The 16,586-nt window shown below is 35.4% G+C and carries 26 protein-coding genes and 1 tRNA gene; 2 read left to right on the top strand and 25 right to left on the bottom strand.

Annotated elements, in window-relative coordinates; genetic code table 11:
* Window positions 1-37: 37 nt before the first annotated feature.
* The 6 genes from IGL23_RS00450 to IGL23_RS00425 all read right to left on the bottom strand — a co-directional run bounded on the left by IGL23_RS00450 (window position 38) and on the right by IGL23_RS00425 (window position 6,077).
* Window positions 38-1,195, bottom strand: coding sequence for a phage minor capsid protein (locus IGL23_RS00450; RefSeq protein ID WP_002411227.1), 1,158 nt, complete (start codon window positions 1,193-1,195; stop codon window positions 38-40).
* Complete coding sequence (locus tag IGL23_RS00445) at window positions 1,195-2,694, bottom strand: phage portal protein (protein WP_231423888.1); 1,500 nt, start codon at window positions 2,692-2,694, stop codon at window positions 1,195-1,197. The genes IGL23_RS00450 and IGL23_RS00445 overlap by 1 nt, the downstream gene beginning before the upstream one ends.
* Before the next feature lie 15 nt (window positions 2,695-2,709).
* Window positions 2,710-3,999 (bottom strand): PBSX family phage terminase large subunit, encoded by a 1,290-nt coding sequence (locus IGL23_RS00440; RefSeq protein ID WP_173961988.1) that lies wholly within the window; start codon window positions 3,997-3,999, stop codon window positions 2,710-2,712.
* Window positions 3,989-4,822, bottom strand: a complete 834-nt coding sequence (gene terS / locus IGL23_RS00435; protein ID WP_231423889.1) for a phage terminase small subunit — start codon at window positions 4,820-4,822, stop codon at window positions 3,989-3,991. The genes IGL23_RS00440 and terS overlap by 11 nt, the downstream gene beginning before the upstream one ends.
* 52 nt (window positions 4,823-4,874) lie before the next feature.
* Window positions 4,875-5,099, bottom strand: coding sequence for a hypothetical protein (locus IGL23_RS00430; protein ID WP_002404955.1), 225 nt, complete (start codon window positions 5,097-5,099; stop codon window positions 4,875-4,877).
* 905 nt (window positions 5,100-6,004) lie between these two features.
* Window positions 6,005-6,077, bottom strand: a tRNA-Asn gene (locus IGL23_RS00425).
* Window positions 6,078-6,143: 66 nt separating this feature from the next.
* Here IGL23_RS00425 and IGL23_RS00420 point away from each other — a divergent pair.
* Window positions 6,144-6,281 (top strand): zinc ribbon-containing protein, encoded by a 138-nt coding sequence (locus IGL23_RS00420; RefSeq protein ID WP_010773976.1) that lies wholly within the window; start codon window positions 6,144-6,146, stop codon window positions 6,279-6,281.
* A gap of 35 nt (window positions 6,282-6,316) precedes the next feature.
* Here the strand turns inward: IGL23_RS00420 and IGL23_RS00415 are convergent, their stop codons facing one another.
* From IGL23_RS00415 to IGL23_RS00325, 19 genes are all read right to left on the bottom strand, one after another.
* Window positions 6,317-6,580: a hypothetical protein gene (locus IGL23_RS00415; protein ID WP_002414610.1), complete on the bottom strand. Its 264-nt coding sequence runs from the start codon at window positions 6,578-6,580 to the stop codon at window positions 6,317-6,319.
* A gap of 273 nt (window positions 6,581-6,853) precedes the next feature.
* Complete coding sequence (locus tag IGL23_RS00410; protein ID WP_047648909.1) at window positions 6,854-7,270, bottom strand: ArpU family phage packaging/lysis transcriptional regulator; 417 nt, start codon at window positions 7,268-7,270, stop codon at window positions 6,854-6,856.
* 144 nt (window positions 7,271-7,414) lie between these two features.
* Entirely contained in the window at window positions 7,415-7,627 is a 213-nt protein-coding gene (locus tag IGL23_RS00405; protein WP_267591790.1) for a hypothetical protein, read from the bottom strand.
* Complete coding sequence (locus IGL23_RS00400) at window positions 7,621-7,938, bottom strand: replicase (RefSeq protein ID WP_267591789.1); 318 nt, start codon at window positions 7,936-7,938, stop codon at window positions 7,621-7,623. The genes IGL23_RS00405 and IGL23_RS00400 overlap by 7 nt, the downstream gene beginning before the upstream one ends.
* A 13-nt stretch (window positions 7,939-7,951) precedes the next feature.
* The gene (locus IGL23_RS00395) at window positions 7,952-8,599 is read right to left on the bottom strand and encodes a DUF3850 domain-containing protein (RefSeq protein ID WP_267591788.1); all 648 of its coding nucleotides are present in this window, start codon (window positions 8,597-8,599) and stop codon (window positions 7,952-7,954) included.
* An 11-nt stretch (window positions 8,600-8,610) separates the two neighbouring features.
* Window positions 8,611-8,805 carry a hypothetical protein gene (locus tag IGL23_RS00390; protein WP_267591787.1) on the bottom strand — a complete coding sequence of 65 codons (195 nt, stop codon included), beginning with the start codon at window positions 8,803-8,805 and terminating at the stop codon, window positions 8,611-8,613.
* Window positions 8,802-8,942, bottom strand: a complete 141-nt coding sequence (locus tag IGL23_RS00385; protein ID WP_267591786.1) for a hypothetical protein — start codon at window positions 8,940-8,942, stop codon at window positions 8,802-8,804. Before IGL23_RS00385 ends, IGL23_RS00390 begins: the two co-directional genes overlap by 4 nt.
* Window positions 8,939-9,298 carry a YopX family protein gene (locus tag IGL23_RS00380; RefSeq protein WP_430619690.1) on the bottom strand — a complete coding sequence of 120 codons (360 nt, stop codon included), beginning with the start codon at window positions 9,296-9,298 and terminating at the stop codon, window positions 8,939-8,941. The genes IGL23_RS00385 and IGL23_RS00380 overlap by 4 nt, the downstream gene beginning before the upstream one ends.
* Complete coding sequence (locus tag IGL23_RS00375) at window positions 9,282-9,854, bottom strand: hypothetical protein (protein ID WP_002380699.1); 573 nt, start codon at window positions 9,852-9,854, stop codon at window positions 9,282-9,284. Before IGL23_RS00375 ends, IGL23_RS00380 begins: the two co-directional genes overlap by 17 nt.
* Before the next feature lie 12 nt (window positions 9,855-9,866).
* Window positions 9,867-10,811 (bottom strand): site-specific integrase, encoded by a 945-nt coding sequence (locus IGL23_RS00370; protein WP_002380700.1) that lies wholly within the window; start codon window positions 10,809-10,811, stop codon window positions 9,867-9,869.
* The gene (locus IGL23_RS00365) at window positions 10,808-11,461 is read right to left on the bottom strand and encodes an N-6 DNA methylase (RefSeq protein ID WP_002380701.1); all 654 of its coding nucleotides are present in this window, start codon (window positions 11,459-11,461) and stop codon (window positions 10,808-10,810) included. The genes IGL23_RS00370 and IGL23_RS00365 overlap by 4 nt, the downstream gene beginning before the upstream one ends.
* Window positions 11,462-11,515: 54 nt before the next feature.
* Complete coding sequence (locus tag IGL23_RS00360; RefSeq protein WP_430619663.1) at window positions 11,516-11,722, bottom strand: hypothetical protein; 207 nt, start codon at window positions 11,720-11,722, stop codon at window positions 11,516-11,518.
* Between the two features lie 19 nt (window positions 11,723-11,741).
* A complete protein-coding gene (locus tag IGL23_RS00355; protein WP_002414634.1) occupies window positions 11,742-12,071 on the bottom strand; it encodes a hypothetical protein in 330 nt (109 codons plus the stop codon).
* A gap of 11 nt (window positions 12,072-12,082) precedes the next feature.
* The gene (gene ssb / locus IGL23_RS00350) at window positions 12,083-12,610 is read right to left on the bottom strand and encodes a single-stranded DNA-binding protein (RefSeq protein ID WP_002414633.1); all 528 of its coding nucleotides are present in this window, start codon (window positions 12,608-12,610) and stop codon (window positions 12,083-12,085) included.
* Window positions 12,611-12,614: 4 nt separating this feature from the next.
* Window positions 12,615-13,466 carry a helix-turn-helix domain-containing protein gene (locus IGL23_RS00345; RefSeq protein WP_430619662.1) on the bottom strand — a complete coding sequence of 284 codons (852 nt, stop codon included), beginning with the start codon at window positions 13,464-13,466 and terminating at the stop codon, window positions 12,615-12,617.
* A 3-nt stretch (window positions 13,467-13,469) separates the two neighbouring features.
* Complete coding sequence (locus IGL23_RS00340) at window positions 13,470-14,111, bottom strand: putative HNHc nuclease (RefSeq protein WP_002414632.1); 642 nt, start codon at window positions 14,109-14,111, stop codon at window positions 13,470-13,472.
* A 4-nt stretch (window positions 14,112-14,115) separates the two neighbouring features.
* Complete coding sequence (locus tag IGL23_RS00335; protein ID WP_002365157.1) at window positions 14,116-15,132, bottom strand: AAA family ATPase; 1,017 nt, start codon at window positions 15,130-15,132, stop codon at window positions 14,116-14,118.
* An 11-nt stretch (window positions 15,133-15,143) separates the two neighbouring features.
* Window positions 15,144-15,623, bottom strand: a complete 480-nt coding sequence (locus tag IGL23_RS00330; RefSeq protein ID WP_002381628.1) for a siphovirus Gp157 family protein — start codon at window positions 15,621-15,623, stop codon at window positions 15,144-15,146.
* On the bottom strand, window positions 15,607-15,729 hold the full coding sequence (locus IGL23_RS00325) for a hypothetical protein (protein WP_002414628.1): 123 nt from the start codon (window positions 15,727-15,729) through the stop codon (window positions 15,607-15,609). Before IGL23_RS00325 ends, IGL23_RS00330 begins: the two co-directional genes overlap by 17 nt.
* 283 nt (window positions 15,730-16,012) lie before the next feature.
* On the opposite strand from IGL23_RS00325, the gene IGL23_RS00320 reads away from it, so the two are divergent.
* Entirely contained in the window at window positions 16,013-16,573 is a 561-nt protein-coding gene (locus IGL23_RS00320) for a hypothetical protein (protein ID WP_064687099.1), read from the top strand.
* Window positions 16,574-16,586: the final 13 nt, after the last annotated feature.

The following is a 16,586-nucleotide window of genomic DNA, read 5'->3' as shown; positions in this document are numbered from 1 at the left end:
TTTTATTTTATAAATCATAAAATCCCACTTCTTCTCTCTAAAAATCGTCATAGCGAAAATCTTTTAGCAACGTATTAACCGGGGTGTAAACTTTTTCACGGGCATAATTTCTGCCTAAATACTCATTAGAATCTACTAGTTCTCGTAGTTTCGCTTGGTTTGCTCTTACTTTCTGTTTCCATTGCTTGGCATTGTCAGTATGATCTAATGCTTCGGAAACCATTTGATTCTTTTTAAATTTGACTACTTGGCGCTCTAATTGCCGTTGACGTTTCGTCAATTCAGCAACTTTTTCATTTTCCTTTGCATCAATTTTAGGTTGATTATTTGTATTGATACCAGGGATAAAAGGAATGTGTAAATGATTGCAGTTAATCCCTCTATGCCCGCCAGCAGTTCCATATTCTGCGCCCCAATAAGGGTCGTAAATACTCTTATACTTTTCATTACTTGAAACAGATTCACGTAAATCGGCAACGTGTCCTTGAATCTTAGAACAAGCTTTTCTAGCCCCCATATGGCTAGTGACCAGTACCGTGTGAACGTCATACTCGCTCATACGGTCTTTTCGTAACTTATCATAGGTGTTACCTAATGTAGACTTTAAAACGGTTCGAACGTAACGTTCCAAGCTCCACGTATGACCGCCTTTATCTACAAATGTTGACTTAATCCCTTTCTGTGCCCAACTTTGTATAGTACGTTCTAACGCTTCGTCAAATGTAAATAACCCGCTGTTAAATGCAGCGACTGTCTTATTAATGATTTCATTGTACATTTGGCTGGTGGCTGTTCCATAACCGAAGTTAGTGGATAACAACGTTTGATTTACATAGTTGTTAATATCAGACCACACTTGGTCGTGATAGGCTTTCATAATATTGTCTAAATCTGTTGGCATAGGCTTTGGATCATAAGGTAATTCTTTATCAATATCTTTTACAATTTTTTGCCCGGTACTTTCAAACATTCGCTCTATTTCAGATTCAGCAATTCCTGTTACTTGAGAAATGACTTTTGCGGTTTCTTTGTTAAACAAATGTAACTCTTGAAGCTTTTCTCTTTGCCAATCTAAAATATTCTCGTTACCGTTTTTTAAACGCTTAGCGATGATTCGTATTAATTCGCCCTCTAACGATTGGTAGAGGTGTGACATATTAGAGGACCATAAATCTAATTGATGAGGTGTAATCATTATTCCTCATCTCCTAGTTCATTTTCCGCCGATATTCTTTCTTGTTCTGGATAGTCCATTTCTAACGTTTCTGCTCTAATCTCGTGAACTATTTTTTTGGCCTCTTTTTCAGTCACACCAGTTAATTTCTGAATAGCGCTTAGTTTTGATGAAAGACCAGCTGTAACTAATTTAGAGTAATAATCAGCTTTGGCATCTTGAGATTGAAAAACACCGTCATCAAAATCTATATTAATGCCTAGTTCTTTTGAATATTTGAATAGATTAAATGCTGCGGCCAATTCGAATATAGTTGTAATTAATTCTTTTAATGCTTCTTTCACAATTAAGACATTATCTGAACGGGTAGAAAAAGTCTCAGAATTTTCGCTGATGATTTCCGTAGCTGTTTTGACTGATTGTCCATCAAAGCTAAATGTTCCACTTGAAAAACCGGTTTGTAATTCAACAATGCGTAAAATAAAATTAATTGTCTCAATAAATTCCTGTGACCGTAACGTAGGAACAAATTCACTAATAAAAGGCTCGTCTGATTTCAACCGTTGATATACAGATGTCTTACTGTCAAATCGTTTTATAGGATTCCCTTTTTCATCATATCTAACTTTGAAGAAATGATCTGAAGCTAATATTTTTCTTCTCGCTTCTTCAACTTCATTCATAAATTCATCGTATTTTTCGTTAATATCAATCAATTGGCGCTTCGCGTTGTCAATAATACCTAAACTCAATGGACTATCGATATCTATGTTGTTTTTTCCAGCTAGTTTTATATAGACAAATAATGGTCGAGTAAATCCGACTAAAGCAGTCTCCTCTTTTAGTTCCTTGTACTTGTCTAATGTCGGTAATGGTACCCTAACACCTGTTTGAGATTGTTCTTCTGAACGATACAATTCGTTTCTGATATAGTAAGTGCTATTTTCCCACTCATGAAATTCTAAAAGTGTGTAATAAACATTTTTCTTACCTTCATTCTGTTGTGTAATCGTAGCAATAGCTGCTTCAGATATATCATTAGTGTTGGACTGTAAAGGGTAAAAAGTATCAGCTCGGCAAAAGGATATTTTTATTTTGTTTGTCTTTGTGTCTACATAGGGACGTAGGACAAGCCCTCCTATTGCATATCCTGCTTCCAGCTCTTCACCAAAGTTCTTACGAAACTTATTATCGTTAAAAACTGATTGTAAAAACTGGTCCGCTTCATCATTATCAATGCTTATCGCACACCCGTCATTAAAGACTAGCTTAGCTAATTTGCGAGAAACTACTTTTGATACATTTAATGAATGAAAAGCCCTGTGCATACGCATACCATCACTATTAACGTAGCTCACATCAGGAAACTTATTTTTATATATGCGTTTGTTGTCCATTATTCTATCGATTTCAGCAGTATTTACTCCGATTTTTGGATGATCTGTAATTCTATTAAGTGTTTCTACCATACCTATTTTTGCACCTCCAATCCTGAACATCGCTTTTAATTTGTCAAACATGTAAACACCTCTTTTCTAGGCGATATAGGTTTTATAAAAGTAATTATTACCATACCTTGCTTCATCAAGTGCATGATTATATTTATCTACGGGCAATCCATTGTCATTTCTCACATACATAGAGATTTCTTTTTCAAAATTATAGTGGTCAAATTCTTCTCCACATTCTAAAACTATAAATTGGCCACTTATCATGGTGTTTTGTAGTCGTTCTATTCCAACCTCTATCTTTAAACCATTACTTGAAACTTTATCGGAGCTATTGTTATCAGCTTTATCTGTAATAATCCCTATTAAGTCAAGCTCAGAACGTAACGTTTTACAGGCAGGATCGACAAAGAAATAATTCCAGTGTGGCAAATGGTTCCATTTTGTATAACACCACTCAACAAACTGTTTAATCTCTTTTGCATAAATTGACATCGCTTTTGTTTCTCCCGTATCCGTTCCACTATGATAGTAGTTTGCTAAACGATACAGATAAAATTTCCCAGCATAGAAAGTGACAACCCAAAATGCACAGGTAGTTGCATCAGCTTGGCCACCATCAGCAGTAAAAAACGTTTCAATGATGTTTCCTTTTATTTCGGTTGCTTTGTTGTTCTTACCGAACATTGAGTAAATAACACCTTGTGGTAGCACTCTATGACCATACCAGTCACGTTCTAAAAGATATTCGCTACTTGATAACTCATCGTATAACTGCTGCTTTCTTGATTCACTTAAGATTGGATTATCATCTGGCGTCCAATGACGAAATAAAAAACGTCCTGATTTCTCAAAACGTTCTAACAATTCTAAATTAGGGTGATTCGGTGCTGGCGGATTCTGTTCACCTAAATGATAGCGCCATTCTGCAGCAAAAGTACGTCTAAAGCACTCATTAATGAAATCTTTATGCAGCAAGTTAAATTCTAAGAAAGTAACTGAGCCTAACGACATACCCGTAATAGCACCAACCGAATTGATTTTGCCGCCGCCTTTGTAATAAATCTTTTTTTCTCCGTTAGGTGCATATAAAAGCAAATGGTCCCCATGTTCATCATGTCGAATATCTGAAACGCCATCAAATATATGCATTAATCCTAAACCGTCACCGTCCATAAACATTCGGAAAGCTTGTTCTTGATTATAAGCAGTCACAAGATGGTTCTGGTCTGGTGAGCGTAAATAGAAGTCTGCCATTTTAAATATATCACTGGTGGTTTTTCCACTACGAGGAGTGCCTTCGTTTAATTCAAAGGTCACTTTGCTTGTGTTGAAATTAATGTTCGCCACTTGCTTATCACTAAAATTAATTACCATCGCTCACACCTCGTGATTTAACGTTGAGTAAAGCTTCTAACAATTCGTTAGCTCTTCCGCCAACTGTTAACTTATCAGCATTATTAGATGCGATTTTTGCATCAGCTTCTGCTTTTTCTGTTTGCGCATTTAACAATTGTAATTTAATGCCTCTAGTAACTAGTTCTTCCTGTTGTTTTATTGCTTTAGTTAACTGATTGCTAATTCGTGTTAAAGCATCTTCAATCGCTAAGATGTCATCTAACTTTCTAAATGTCTTACGAGTTATTTGTACATCTTTCAAAACTTCTCTTTTGACAGTAACCATTTTCCCATCAATTGCCGATGGCTCTTTAACTTTCCGAAGCTGTTGCAAACGTTCAACTTCTTCATCATTTAAGCCAGCCTCTGCATTTTTTATGCGTTTAAGCATTCTATATTGGCGAATTTTCAGGATTCTTATTTCTTCATCCAAAATAAAAAAAGGATCATCATTCATATTAGAATAGATGTTCTTTTCTTCGTCAGATAACATATCGGCAAATATTGTTTCATATTCGCCAGTTTTAATAGCGTTCTTATTACCTTTAGGAGGAGAACCTCCTTTGTTCCCCTTAGCATTTTTATTACCTGGCGGCGCTCCACTTTTATTGGTAACGTTACTATTCGATTTAGTAACGTTACCTTTTAATTCTTCCGCCCATTTATCAACAGATTTCCATTTCCTGATTTGAGAATCAGAAACATTTAGTTCACTAGCTAATTCTTTAAGAACCTTTTTCCCACCTGAATCTAGCCATATTTTTTTAGCTTCATCACGACGAGGGTCTCTTTTTCTAGCCATCCATTAACACCACCTCACTTTTCGCTTCAATAGTTGAGTTTGTTTTCGTAAATCAAATATACTTCTCTACATTCTCTTGTACATGTTTGTCACTCCAACACCCATGACCGCAATATACCAACTTGCAATAGTCAATTTCTTGTGGTGTAGCTTCTCGTGTCATCTCAATGATGGAATATTCTTTCTTAATCTGCACCGACATTACTACCCGTTTATGTTGGTTTTTCATGGGTTTCGGATAATGGTGGTTCAGGGATATGTACCAATAATTATCCATCCTTCATTCCCTCCAAACAAAAAAAGCAGCCATCAAGGCAATCTCTTTTATTCATCATTCTTATTTGTTATAATTTTATTAGGTAGCAACTCCTTTTATTTTTAAATCAACACCTTATGTAATTCATGATTCCATGAAAAGACACACAATTAGCTACCTAACCGCTAGTATGTCACCACTAGCGGTTTTTATATGCATCAGACAAGACAATTAATGAATGATTTGCTATAATTTATTTACGGGTAGCGACATACCTTAGAAAATTTCTTGCACATGAAATTCCTCATATCGTACTAGCTACCTAACCACCCATGATTAATTTCACTGGTGGTTTTTTTGTTGTTCAGTAAACATAGTTACTAACTCATCATCTGAAGCTCGATTGCAATTAATGTAAAAAAAACAAACACATAAATGTTTTACAATTTTTTTAATATTTGTTAGAATTTTTACAGGCAGGAATTCCTTCTTGATGAATTTAGATTTTGCGATTTAAAATTCTATCAACAAGTCTTACTATAACTGCCTATCCGCTAATTTTCCGATATTAGCGGTTTTTTACATACTAAAAGAGACATTCTTAATTAATTTTATGTACTAAATATGTCATTTCTTACATAAATTGGATAATGTCTATCACTATTAATTTGCTATAATGCTTTTGGGTAGCAACTCCTTAAATGCTGAAACAGTTATTTACACCTAGAAAGCCCATCTTTTTGTAATATAGTCTGCTACCTATCCACTAGATTCCATAGTCTAGTGGTTTTTTTACGTATAAAAAAAGACTGCACGGTGAAAGTGCAGCCTTAGATAGGAAGGAAAATCTTAACCGTCATCTGATCGTAAAGGTAGTTACATTTGACTTATTGACGATTTTTTTATTTAAGTAGCATAGCTACTTACTGGAATAACGAGACTCGAACTCATGATCCTACGATTAACAGTCGTATGCTCTACCAACTGAGCTATATTCCATCAAAATGTCACTTCCTATTGTTAATTATATTCTAAGGTGTATACTTCAAGTAAGGAGGTGATAACATGACTTATTCTACAGGTGAAAAGCCAGGCAAAGGCACCTATACTTGTACTAATTGCGGTCAGCAAGTTGTATTAGATGACAAAACAGATACACTGCCGCCATGTCCTAGATGTGATAATACAAAGTATAGAAAATAATTATTTATAAGCAGTCTTTTAACGGACTGCTTATTTTATATTAATTTACGAAGTGTTTTACCTTCATCATTTAAGAGCCATACTGCAACAATTTTAAAATCTTCGTAATATGGCAGGTTAATTGCAGTTGTTTGCTCCTTGCCAAATGTAATGACAATCGGGTTACTATTGTTAAAAACTTTAACTGCGTCACTATCACAAGAAGTCCCTGAAACCCCTCCGATATAGTCCACTAAAAGTTTCGCTGCTTCTTTACCTTCTAATTCTTTTTTATTAAACTTATCAATTTGCAATAACATATAAATCTTCCTTTCTGTCTGTCTTTTTTTGCATATGCTAGCAATCGCCAAATATATCCCTTGCAAACTTGTAGAAAAAAGAGGAGGTTATTCACCTCACTTCATTTTATTGAGAACGTATGTCTGCAAGTGACCATCGAAAGTCAAATCAAACGGTGACTAAACCAGAAAGTGTTGTGTAATGTGTCCATTTCTTTGACTTTCGATGTTACTATATTAGCACTCAAATTCGTATAAAAACCGCCAACTTTCCGCCAAAAAACCGCCAAAATTTTATTTATAGGCAATTATTTTTCCATTGCGGTAAGCTTCTGCGAATTCAATCAAAGCTTCTGATTTCATTCTTTGAATACTTCTTTCAGAATATCCAATTTCTCTGGCGATTTTGTAATTAGAGTAATGGTCCTGCACGCAAAAACTGTAGTGAAGAATTTGACGACTTATTATGCTTAATGACATCAAAGCCGTTAGAATTGCATCACGCTCTACTTCGACATCAATCATCTGGATCAACGCATCTTCTGCTTTGTTACCATGCTTTATACCTTTGGGCATGTCTGTAATGATTGGCGACCGAACATCTACTAAGGAACGACCAGCTATTCGGTCCAAACGTCTAAAATTTTTCAACACGGCTCTCGCATTGGCTCTAGTCTGACTGAAATCAACTTCTTTTAACAATTGAATCAAGTTAAATCGCTCCTTTTATGTTATAATATCAATGTGGTTGGTCGGAGCGATTCCGACTTTTTTTATTTTTTAGAATTTTGAGTGCCGTTTGCAATTGCTTTTTCTTGCAAGCGACGCTTTTTCTTTTTAATTTTTGATTTTTTCTTACCCATGTTGCACCTCCAGTGTAATTGGTCTACCATACTTTAAAATTTCCCAAGTGCCATCTTTCATATTGGTTTTATTCATATGATTTCTTTCATCACGAGCAATTGTATAATCGAAAAACAAATCGGCTTGATTTGATCCGTGCAGATATTCAACATACACGCCGTCTACTTGACGACCTAAGATATAAACATCTGGATAACTTAGCATTGTTGTTCTCCTTCAAGAGATATAGTCACACCAGTGATTTTTAAGCCAATTAGTTTACTTAAAACCATAATTGCTTCATCAACCAGCAATCCATCTCGTTGAATGGAACTGCCACATGTAAAGCGGTCCATTCTTACAATTTCATCCACCGTAACAGGATATGGAATAATAACGCCTACTTTTTTGGCAATTTGTTCAGTGGCTTGAACATGAGCTTTATTCGCTGCTAAAATATACTGACCTGTTCTAGCGGATTCTTTAACTAGCTCTGTCGTCTTCCCAGTTCCTCGACCTTTAGCTATAATTTTCATCTATTTAACCTCCTCACTTAATCCCTAACACTACATATCCATCTTGTTGGGCATAATCTGTAATGTACGTTATTTCTGCGACATGGACATCACCTGTATATTGTCCGTCTTGATATTCGTTTAAGCGTAAGATATCACCTTTTTGATAGTTACGGTCATTTTTACGGATTTCAAAACGTTTATTACCTGAAACAACCGCTTCAAAGTATTCTGGTAAAATTTTAAGCTCGTGAATGGTTGGCTCTTTCTCGAATTCGTAGCCATTATCAATCGCATTCAATAGTTTTACTTTATTTTCTGGATGTAAAAGCCAACCCTCAACATCGTCAGTTATCAATGTATATTCGTTATAATATAAGCATTCTAACTGTTGACCAACGAATACCATGAATGCAGCACCAGAACTTAGTTTTTTATCACTAATTCTACCCTTTAAACCATCAAGCCAATCCGCCACAAATTTCTCTTCATGCGAAAATATGACTTTTTTCGGTTCGTCTAGTTGTTTTAAATCGTCTAGGATTTCTTTTCGTGCAACGCCATAACCGTCAATATACAGTTCATTCAAAATCGGATTAATATTAGCTAGAGATGTACTTGTTGCATATGGTGGTACGTCTTCCTTACTTTCCCATTTCTCAATCAATTTTTGCTTATTCATCGCTGTTCCTCCTATTCACATGAGATTAAAATAACTCTCTCGTCAATAAACCCCCCATCTTCATCACACATGCCTTCTTGAATTTCAACACTGGTGATAATTTTGAAAAAGCCGTTGTCTGATCCTTGAGCATTTACCAAGATTTCAATGCCACCGTAGATATCTTGTAATTCTTGTATTTTAGCTATTGCTTCTGAACTATTCATTCTTCTTCCTCCTGATCAACATCTCTGATACTTTGACATTTGCTGCTTCGCTTAAACTCCTTCATAAATTTTTCTAGTTCATCAGGAGAATTTTCTAACTTTTTTAGCAGCTTATCCATTTTTTCTATCATTGTCATGATCCGATTCCCTCCAACAGTTCTAGATTCTCGTAGATATTCCCAACAATCTCAATATCGTCGGTAGCTTCAAATAAATCCTCAGATATATTGTCCCACTCATATTTAAATGCACCATTTTCAAAAATTACTTGTCCGTGCACTTCTTGATGGTCATCCCAGCCAATATCACCCTCGGAAATATCCATACCGTTCTTGTCTTTCAAGCCTGTTGACTGTCCGACTGTTTCCTTATCAATCAAATAAACCGTGTTTTCATCTACTTCATTTACGATGGCATACTGGCCAAACATAAAAGTTAGAAGTCCAACATGCCAATTTCCTCGTTCATCTCTTGCTCTAAACTTTGGAATCATCTTCTTCACTCGCTTTCAACTCTTGTTTGCTTAAATATTCTTGGAATCTCACTTTATCTTGCACATTCCAAACGTGTTTACCATAGTTTTTATACTCAGTTCTAGGCATTTTTTTATAAGGGATTTTTTCACGTTGGCAATGTGCGATTAGAGACGACATCTTAATGTTTAATTTTGTGCATATTTGGCTGAGGTAGTAATCTTCGTCAATCAAACGTCGGATTTCTGTATCTAGCTCTTTAATCTTCTTGTGCTTTGTCAGCCCTAATTTTTTAGCCCTAAACTCAACAGCTCCAACTGTACGATTTAACCTATCAGCTATATACTTATTTTTCATAGATAGATAGTGCTTTTTTAAGAACTCATCCTCTTTTTCAGACCATAGACGGTGCATGTAGCATCTAAAATCATCTTCTTTTCGCATTTTGCACAATTTTTTTCTAATCGCATTGATGCTTCTGTTCAAGTACTTAGAAGCTTCAATTAGCTGAGTATCGTTTTCAAAAACGAAATACTCTAAATACACTAGTTCGTCTTCTGTCCATTTTCTATACATGAAATCACCACACTAGGAAAGTTGCATCAATGCACCAAGAATCTTTTCATCATCTTTACTCTGCAATTCATCAATGATATGCATGTATGTTTCTTGAGTAGTAGTTACGCTTGAATGACCTAGACGTTTAGCTATGCTATGAGTTGACACCCCGTCAGCGAGTAAAATACTTGCATGTGTATGTCTAAGTCCGTGCATTGTGATGACAGTGATTCCTGATTCTTTGCATTTTCTGATCAGGTGGGAATTGTATGTTGAATTGAAAATTCGTTTATATTTGCCTGTCTTTTCATCTCGATTTACAAAAATCAATTCATCTTGAGGTAAATTTTCAATGAGCGGTTTAAACTGACCAACTATTTGCCAATCAATGCTTATCGTTCTAACAGAACTTTTGTTTTTCGTATCCTGAAAAAACATTGTAGAATTTTTGTAGTTCAATGTTTTATTAATGCTGACGGTATTTCTGGTCCAATCAAAATCAGCTGGTGTTAACGCAATGGCTTCCGCAAAACGCATTCCTGTTTTTGCAACCAGTAAAATAAACCAATCCATATTTATCCCTTCGCCAAGTTCTAGTGATTTCAACAGCTTTTGTAGTTCGCCTTTTTGCAAGAATTTTTTCTTTTTTGGTCTCGGCGGTATTCCTTTGATAATCGCTTTGTAGGTTGGATCACGTTTAATTAGTCCTTCGTGATACATATCTCTTACACAGCTGCCAATTTGGTGATGGAAATCCATTGTCGTCTGCCGCTCATGTGTCAGAGCGTATTCATTAAGGATGCTTTGATAAGCCTTTCTATCTAATTTATCTATCGTTAAATCAGGGCAAATTTCAGTAAGGTGTTTGTGGGCTATATAATATTTACTAACTGAGATATCTCTAATTGCACCGACTTTGTAAGTTTCAATCCATTCTAAAAAATAGCCGGCAAAAAGTCTGGGACGTTTGCTCATTCATTTTCTCCTCCTAACACGCTGGGACTCTCGATGTGATCAATAGCTTCTTCCAGCCATTCTCTAACTTGAAACTCTCTTGTAACCACATCGCTGTGCGGCATAACATTTACATCGCTAAAAGCCAACGAATCATCTTTTGAATTTTGTAAAAAGTAAATCTGTTTTATTTTTCTGTCTAGCGAATCACCGTGGACTACGGTGGCATTCATGCCCCGAATGGCCAAATTAAAGATCAGGAACGGAATGGTTCTATCAGATAACTCCTCTAAATCGTAAAAAGTCATTGATGGTTTATATTCAAAAAAACCAATAGATAGTCTGTCTGCTCGCCATTTTTGTATGATCATTCCACCTGTCCCAGAAGCTACTTCATGTGTCAATCCACTTCCAGGTCCTACGATTTTTGCAATCACTTCGCCAATGGAATTTGGCGTAAAATCTTGTTTCTTAACTTTCCGATCAGCGTGTTCGTCTTGAAAATATTCGTGAAACCAATCGAAAGTTAAATCTTTTTCTATTTCTAAAAATTTGTTAAACACGATTTCTCGTTTATCACGATTAAGTAATATATTCATGAGCGCTTCTGGCGCTTTGTAGGCATCGTCAACACCTAGCAGTTCATTTATTTTTTCTGTTGTTAGTTTCATAATGTTAAAGGAGCAAAAAGCTTTTTAATGCGGCCGCAAATCTCCGCTCCTTTCTTACAACTTCACTGGCTCTTTTTTATAACCAGCATCAATCAAAATTCCCTCAATCACATAAAGGTCCGTTTTCTGCTTTAAACTAGCCTTAAATTTCTTCGCAATATTTCTAGCTGTTTCTAAAGAAACGACTTCATATGTTTTAGCCAATGCATCCGCAATAATAGCGGATGTTGGCGTATAATAAATCTCCAGCAAAATGAACACTCACTTTCATTTCATAAATCTAATTTAAATGTTCAGCTTTATATTCCCAGAATTTGTTTCTAGGCATTCCTAACGCTTCTATGATTGCATTCACTGAATAACCAACCCACTGCAAATACAAATATTCTTGAATGGTGAACTTGTCTTTATCAATTGAGCTGATTGGTTTAGATTTATCCATTGTTTGCTCACCAATATCCTTACCAAGCATTTTAATTTGACGATAGGCCATGCTTTTTGGATGTTTATACCAGTCCGGATTCTCATTCATTAGCTTTAGCATTTCTTTCCGCTTTTGCTTTTTTTCAGCTTGAATACGTGCTATATCTTCAAAAATTACACTGTTCATTCTTTAACCTCCTAGAACGGCAGATCATCGTCGCTAATGTCGATTGAATTACCTGCGCCTGCGAACGGATCTACATCTCCACCAAACGACATTTGTTGGCTGTTATTTTGCTGATTTAAGCCTTTATTTTGATTTGTGGCATAATTACTCTCGAAATTGTTTTGAACGCTTGTACCGTCATTCTGTGACGTCTGAATGCTATTTCTATTCTCATTGGCGCTTTTTGGCTCTAATAATTGGAAACTCTCGCAAATAACTTCAGTCACATAGACACGTTGGCCTTGTTGGTTGTCATAATTACGAGTTTGAATTCTGCCAACAACTCCTAATAATGTTCCTTTACGAGCATAATTAGCCATTGTTTCAGCAGGCTTACGCCAAATTACACAGTTGATAAAATCCGCTTCTCGTTCGCCGTTTTGGTTTGTAAAGTTACGGTTCACAGCAAGAGTAAAGCTTCCAACTGCAGAACCACTTGCGGTGTAGCGTAAATCTATATCTTTCGTTAAACGTCCAACTAACACAACTTGGTTTATCATATTGTCACTCTCCTAATAATTCTTGTTTTTGTCGTTCTAATTCAGCTAATTCTTCAGCTGATAAAGGCACATCTTCTTGCATTCCAGTCCAATTTGGTAACTGCTCTTGTCTCACTGGCGCCTTAGAATACGCAGGCTGTTTATTTGTTTGAGACAGATCATATTCATCGTTGTAACGATCATCACGTATCCAACGAAACAATTCTTGCGGGTGATACCAATCGTTTAATTTAATATACGCAAGATAGTCCTTATATCCTTTTTTAAACGACTCTAAATCTTCTTCCGTCTTGAACTTCTTTAAAAATTGTTCTCTAGCTTTTTTCTTGTTGGTTTTCTTTGGATAAGTTTGCCAAATTTTTTCGAATAATTCGGACATGGTTGAGCTCGGCTCAACACTATTCTTTTTATTCTTTGTATTATTCTCTGTATTATTAAATAATGTATTATTCTCTGTGAAGTTTTCTTCACCAGGGGTAGTGAAATTTTCTTCACCACCCTCGTGATGATTTTTTCCATAGGTGATGAAATTTTCTTCACTAGGGGTGTAGAATTCTGTATCAGTTGGAAAAGGCAATATATAAATATGTCTACGATCTACAATTTTGCTATCTGGTTTGTAAAAGACTTGTATCTTTATATATTTTCGTTTTTCTAATTGCTTCATCCATGATATGATTGTCCGTTTGCTAACGTTGTATAGGCTGGCAAAGTATTGATTTGTTGCCCAACAGTAGCCTCTTTCATTTGCTAATGCTGTCAGCTCTCCATATAATAGCTTTGCATTTCCGTTTAATTGGTTATCGTAGCGGACAATGGCTGGAATGATAGCATAAAAGCCTCTATGTTCATTCACTGGTTACCCTCCTATATTTAATTTCTTGCGTTCTTCAATATTTAGTTTGACTGGTTTTATTTGATACTTATTCAAAAAGTTCTTAGTACCAATACGATGTTCTTCTTGGTGATGGAAACGGCAACCTGCATAAAAAGTAAAATTTTCATGGCTGATTTTCTTACGATTGCGACCCATTCCGACAACTTCGATATGACAAACGTCAGCATGCTTACCGCAAATACAGCACTTACGATATTTCAGGCAGTAATAAAACCATTTGTTATTTTCAAGCAAGTATTGGTATCTTTTTTCCAGTGGTATATCGTTTTTCAAAATGAACTCAATCAAGAAACCGATCCACTCAGTCGCTTCATTCTTGGTAGCTCTACTATGTTCAAAATAAACACCACTCTTAGCCTCGTAGTAGTATTTCAAGACACTTTCAATCCATTTAGGTTCGTCATAGCTCCAACGTGCTACATCGGCTATTAGAACGTGAGAAAGTGCATTCTGTTTTTGAGACATCTGTCGATTATCTAAGAATTCAACTTTCGCTAAATTATCATCGTTATTAGCCAGAAGTTCGAGAAAATTTGAATTTATTTCATCCTCAAATTCGATGGCCAACATATTCCCTTTATGTTTTATGATTTTCCCAATCATTCAATCACTTCTTTTCAAAATCATTTGCAATCGGAGGATTTGCCTCGTCAAATAATTCTGTTTGTTCTTCATCGAGTTCGTTTTCACTTTGTTGTTCCACAGTAGGAACTTCAATCTTTTCTAACATTTCTTTCATACGCTCAAGAACTTTAGTTTTTACGTTTTTTAAAGGTACGTTGTTAATCTTGCTGTGCAACTCTTTAAACATATTTTCATGATTTTCAGATTGTGTAGCAAGTTCTGTAATACTACTAATTAATTCATCTTTTAATTTTTCTAAATCTATTCCTTCGCTACTCCATTCATATATTTTTTCGCCTACTTCTTTTGTTATTTTAAAAGGCATATTAAACATATTTGAGTTATCTTTTGTAGCTTCCGCTATGTGGTCCTGATCAATACGTAAAGCGATAGCAAATTCATATTCCAAACTATCTTTTTGATCAGGTTTCAACCCTAGTTTTACTACTTGTGTTTTACCTTGTTCATTTTTTTCCATGTCGTAGGCTTGCTTACTTCTAGACGTTCCAATCACATACATTGAATTTCCTGTTACTAACTTAAGAAATTCTTTCTCTAATGGTTTTACTTTATTCCAAGCCAACATTTGATTTTTAGAGTTGCCTCTCTGATGGTTTTCTACTTGTTCTAAAATGCCACCTTCACCACTCCAAGCATGCGTTAGAGAATCGACTATAACCACTTCAACCCCAGCTTGTTTGAATAAATTAAAAGCCTGTATATATCGCTGTACAGTAAATGGTGCTTCAAAATCAATATGCAAAAATTCCCCTATGTCGACATTTCCAATGGTTGAATCAGCATATAACAACGATCGTTTGTGCTCAGTGTCAATGACACCTATTTTTTCCCATTGTTCTTGTTCTGATAAGTCTGAATGCATTTTTTCAATAATTCCTTTAGCAATAAACAACGCACTTACTGTTTTTCCACTACCACTTGCGCCAGTTATCATGATAGGAACTTTTATTTTTTCGCGTTTAGCCTTTTTTATTTCCATATTGAAACCTCCTATCTAATTCTCAAACTCTTAGTTTGAACTAATTCTGCACCTTTGATTTCCCCATGTTTCAGTTCTTCTTTCAAAGCTGTTTTATCAACTTTGGGAGGTTGAGGAATTAAAAAGCCAATAGGAATTAATTTTTCGTCTATAATATTCACAGAAACTGGATTGTTTTGAATTCCTACATTGAATAATTCGCCCTTGATTTTCGTTTTGCCGACCTTTTCCATTTCATCTTGCAGATATCCTTTTAGGTTCTTTACATTGTTAGAAAGCGTTGTTTTTCGTGACTGTAGCCGTTTGATTTCTTTTTCAACAATAGATATGTTGCTCTCAAGTTCTTTAACTACTTTTGCTGTGTTTTCTACTTTTAAATCGATTGAATCGCTAATACTATCTAACGTATCTTTTAATGTTCCATCATCAAGCTCTTCAGCTAATGACAAAACTTTTAAATAATCGTTGCTAAGTTCATAAAGTGTTGCCACGGCTATCTTCCTCCTCGTCATATTCCCATTCTGGTTCGATTTTCTGTAATTCTTCTGACGGCTCTGTTAAAAATTGATCTAGCGCATCTGCTTCACTACGATTCATTCACAAGACCTCGTTTCTGTGATATAATTTTTCTTGTATAATTTTTGTATGCGCCTTATTGCTTGCCGGCTTAAGTCGCTTTTTTGTCGTCATACAACACCTCTGCGCTCTTTTTGTTGTGCAATGTATATTTTATTTTTTTGTTGCTGGTACCATAAATCAGCAAGTTTTTTGGTTTGCTGTAGTTTTTGTTTACGCGTCATACCTTTTCCTTCCTTTCTTTTGGTATAATTTATTTATCAGCAAGTAGTCTGCTGAAATAACTGAAAAGGTGGTGAATTTTATGAAAAAATGTTTCTTTGTGACCCCTATCGGCTCCTCTGATTCTGAAGAACGTAGAGACTCTGATTTTGTTATGAAAAACTTTTTAAACCCAGTTACTAAAAAAATGGGTTTTGATGTTTTACGTGCCGATCTGCTTAATGACACAGGGAAAATTGATGATACTATTGTGCAGCAATTGGAGACTTCAGAACTTGTAGTTATTGATTTAACCAAATTAAATCCTAACGTTATGTTTGAGTTTGGTATCCGATATGGTTTAGGAAAACCTTTTGTTGTAATTGCACAAAACTTAGAAAATCTTCCTTTAGATGTACGTAATATTCGTGTCTTAGAATATACAGTCACCGCTCCTGACATTGAATCCATCAATGAAAAGTTAGAAGCAATGATAACTGTTAGTCTTGAACAAAATTCAAAAGACAACTCAGGGTATACTAAAGGTCGTGAACTAGGGGAAGAATTAGCTATGTCAGCAATTCAATCTGGTGATTTTACTCAAATAACGAATTTCTTATCACTTGCGGATAAGTTAGGAATATCTTATAAAGATGACGAGTGAGTAGATACAATTT

The organism is Enterococcus sp. MSG3299 (assembly GCF_050555765.1).
In the GTDB taxonomy this organism is placed as follows: Bacteria; Bacillota; Bacilli; order Lactobacillales; family Enterococcaceae; genus Enterococcus; species Enterococcus faecalis.
This window is presented reverse-complemented; position numbering and strand designations above follow the sequence as displayed.

Bases quoted from the DNA above. Each gene is read 5' to 3' on its own strand.
- IGL23_RS00450 (WP_002411227.1), bottom strand. From the start codon at position 1,195: ATGATTACACCTCATCAATTAGATTTATGGTCCTCTAATATGTCACAC.
- IGL23_RS00445 (WP_231423888.1), bottom strand. From the start codon at position 2,694: ATGTTTGACAAATTAAAAGCGATGTTCAGGATTGGAGGTGCAAAAATA.
- IGL23_RS00440 (WP_173961988.1), bottom strand. From the start codon at position 3,999: ATGGTAATTAATTTTAGTGATAAGCAAGTGGCGAACATTAATTTCAAC.
- terS (WP_231423889.1), bottom strand. From the start codon at position 4,822: ATGGCTAGAAAAAGAGACCCTCGTCGTGATGAAGCTAAAAAAATATGG.
- IGL23_RS00430 (WP_002404955.1), bottom strand. From the start codon at position 5,099: ATGGATAATTATTGGTACATATCCCTGAACCACCATTATCCGAAACCC.
- IGL23_RS00420 (WP_010773976.1), top strand. From the start codon at position 6,144: ATGACTTATTCTACAGGTGAAAAGCCAGGCAAAGGCACCTATACTTGT.
- IGL23_RS00415 (WP_002414610.1), bottom strand. From the start codon at position 6,580: ATGTTATTGCAAATTGATAAGTTTAATAAAAAAGAATTAGAAGGTAAA.
- IGL23_RS00405 (WP_267591790.1), bottom strand. From the start codon at position 7,627: ATGCTAAGTTATCCAGATGTTTATATCTTAGGTCGTCAAGTAGACGGC.
- IGL23_RS00400 (WP_267591789.1), bottom strand. From the start codon at position 7,938: ATGAAAATTATAGCTAAAGGTCGAGGAACTGGGAAGACGACAGAGCTA.
- IGL23_RS00395 (WP_267591788.1), bottom strand. From the start codon at position 8,599: ATGAATAAGCAAAAATTGATTGAGAAATGGGAAAGTAAGGAAGACGTA.
- IGL23_RS00390 (WP_267591787.1), bottom strand. From the start codon at position 8,805: ATGAATAGTTCAGAAGCAATAGCTAAAATACAAGAATTACAAGATATC.
- IGL23_RS00385 (WP_267591786.1), bottom strand. From the start codon at position 8,942: ATGACAATGATAGAAAAAATGGATAAGCTGCTAAAAAAGTTAGAAAAT.
- IGL23_RS00380 (WP_430619690.1), bottom strand. From the start codon at position 9,298: ATGATTCCAAAGTTTAGAGCAAGAGATGAACGAGGAAATTGGCATGTT.
- IGL23_RS00375 (WP_002380699.1), bottom strand. From the start codon at position 9,854: ATGTATAGAAAATGGACAGAAGACGAACTAGTGTATTTAGAGTATTTC.
- IGL23_RS00370 (WP_002380700.1), bottom strand. From the start codon at position 10,811: ATGAGCAAACGTCCCAGACTTTTTGCCGGCTATTTTTTAGAATGGATT.
- IGL23_RS00365 (WP_002380701.1), bottom strand. From the start codon at position 11,461: ATGAAACTAACAACAGAAAAAATAAATGAACTGCTAGGTGTTGACGAT.
- IGL23_RS00355 (WP_002414634.1), bottom strand. From the start codon at position 12,071: ATGAACAGTGTAATTTTTGAAGATATAGCACGTATTCAAGCTGAAAAA.
- ssb (WP_002414633.1), bottom strand. From the start codon at position 12,610: ATGATAAACCAAGTTGTGTTAGTTGGACGTTTAACGAAAGATATAGAT.
- IGL23_RS00340 (WP_002414632.1), bottom strand. From the start codon at position 14,111: ATGATTGGGAAAATCATAAAACATAAAGGGAATATGTTGGCCATCGAA.
- IGL23_RS00335 (WP_002365157.1), bottom strand. From the start codon at position 15,132: ATGGAAATAAAAAAGGCTAAACGCGAAAAAATAAAAGTTCCTATCATG.
- IGL23_RS00325 (WP_002414628.1), bottom strand. From the start codon at position 15,729: ATGAATCGTAGTGAAGCAGATGCGCTAGATCAATTTTTAACAGAGCCG.
- IGL23_RS00320 (WP_064687099.1), top strand. From the start codon at position 16,013: ATGAAAAAATGTTTCTTTGTGACCCCTATCGGCTCCTCTGATTCTGAA.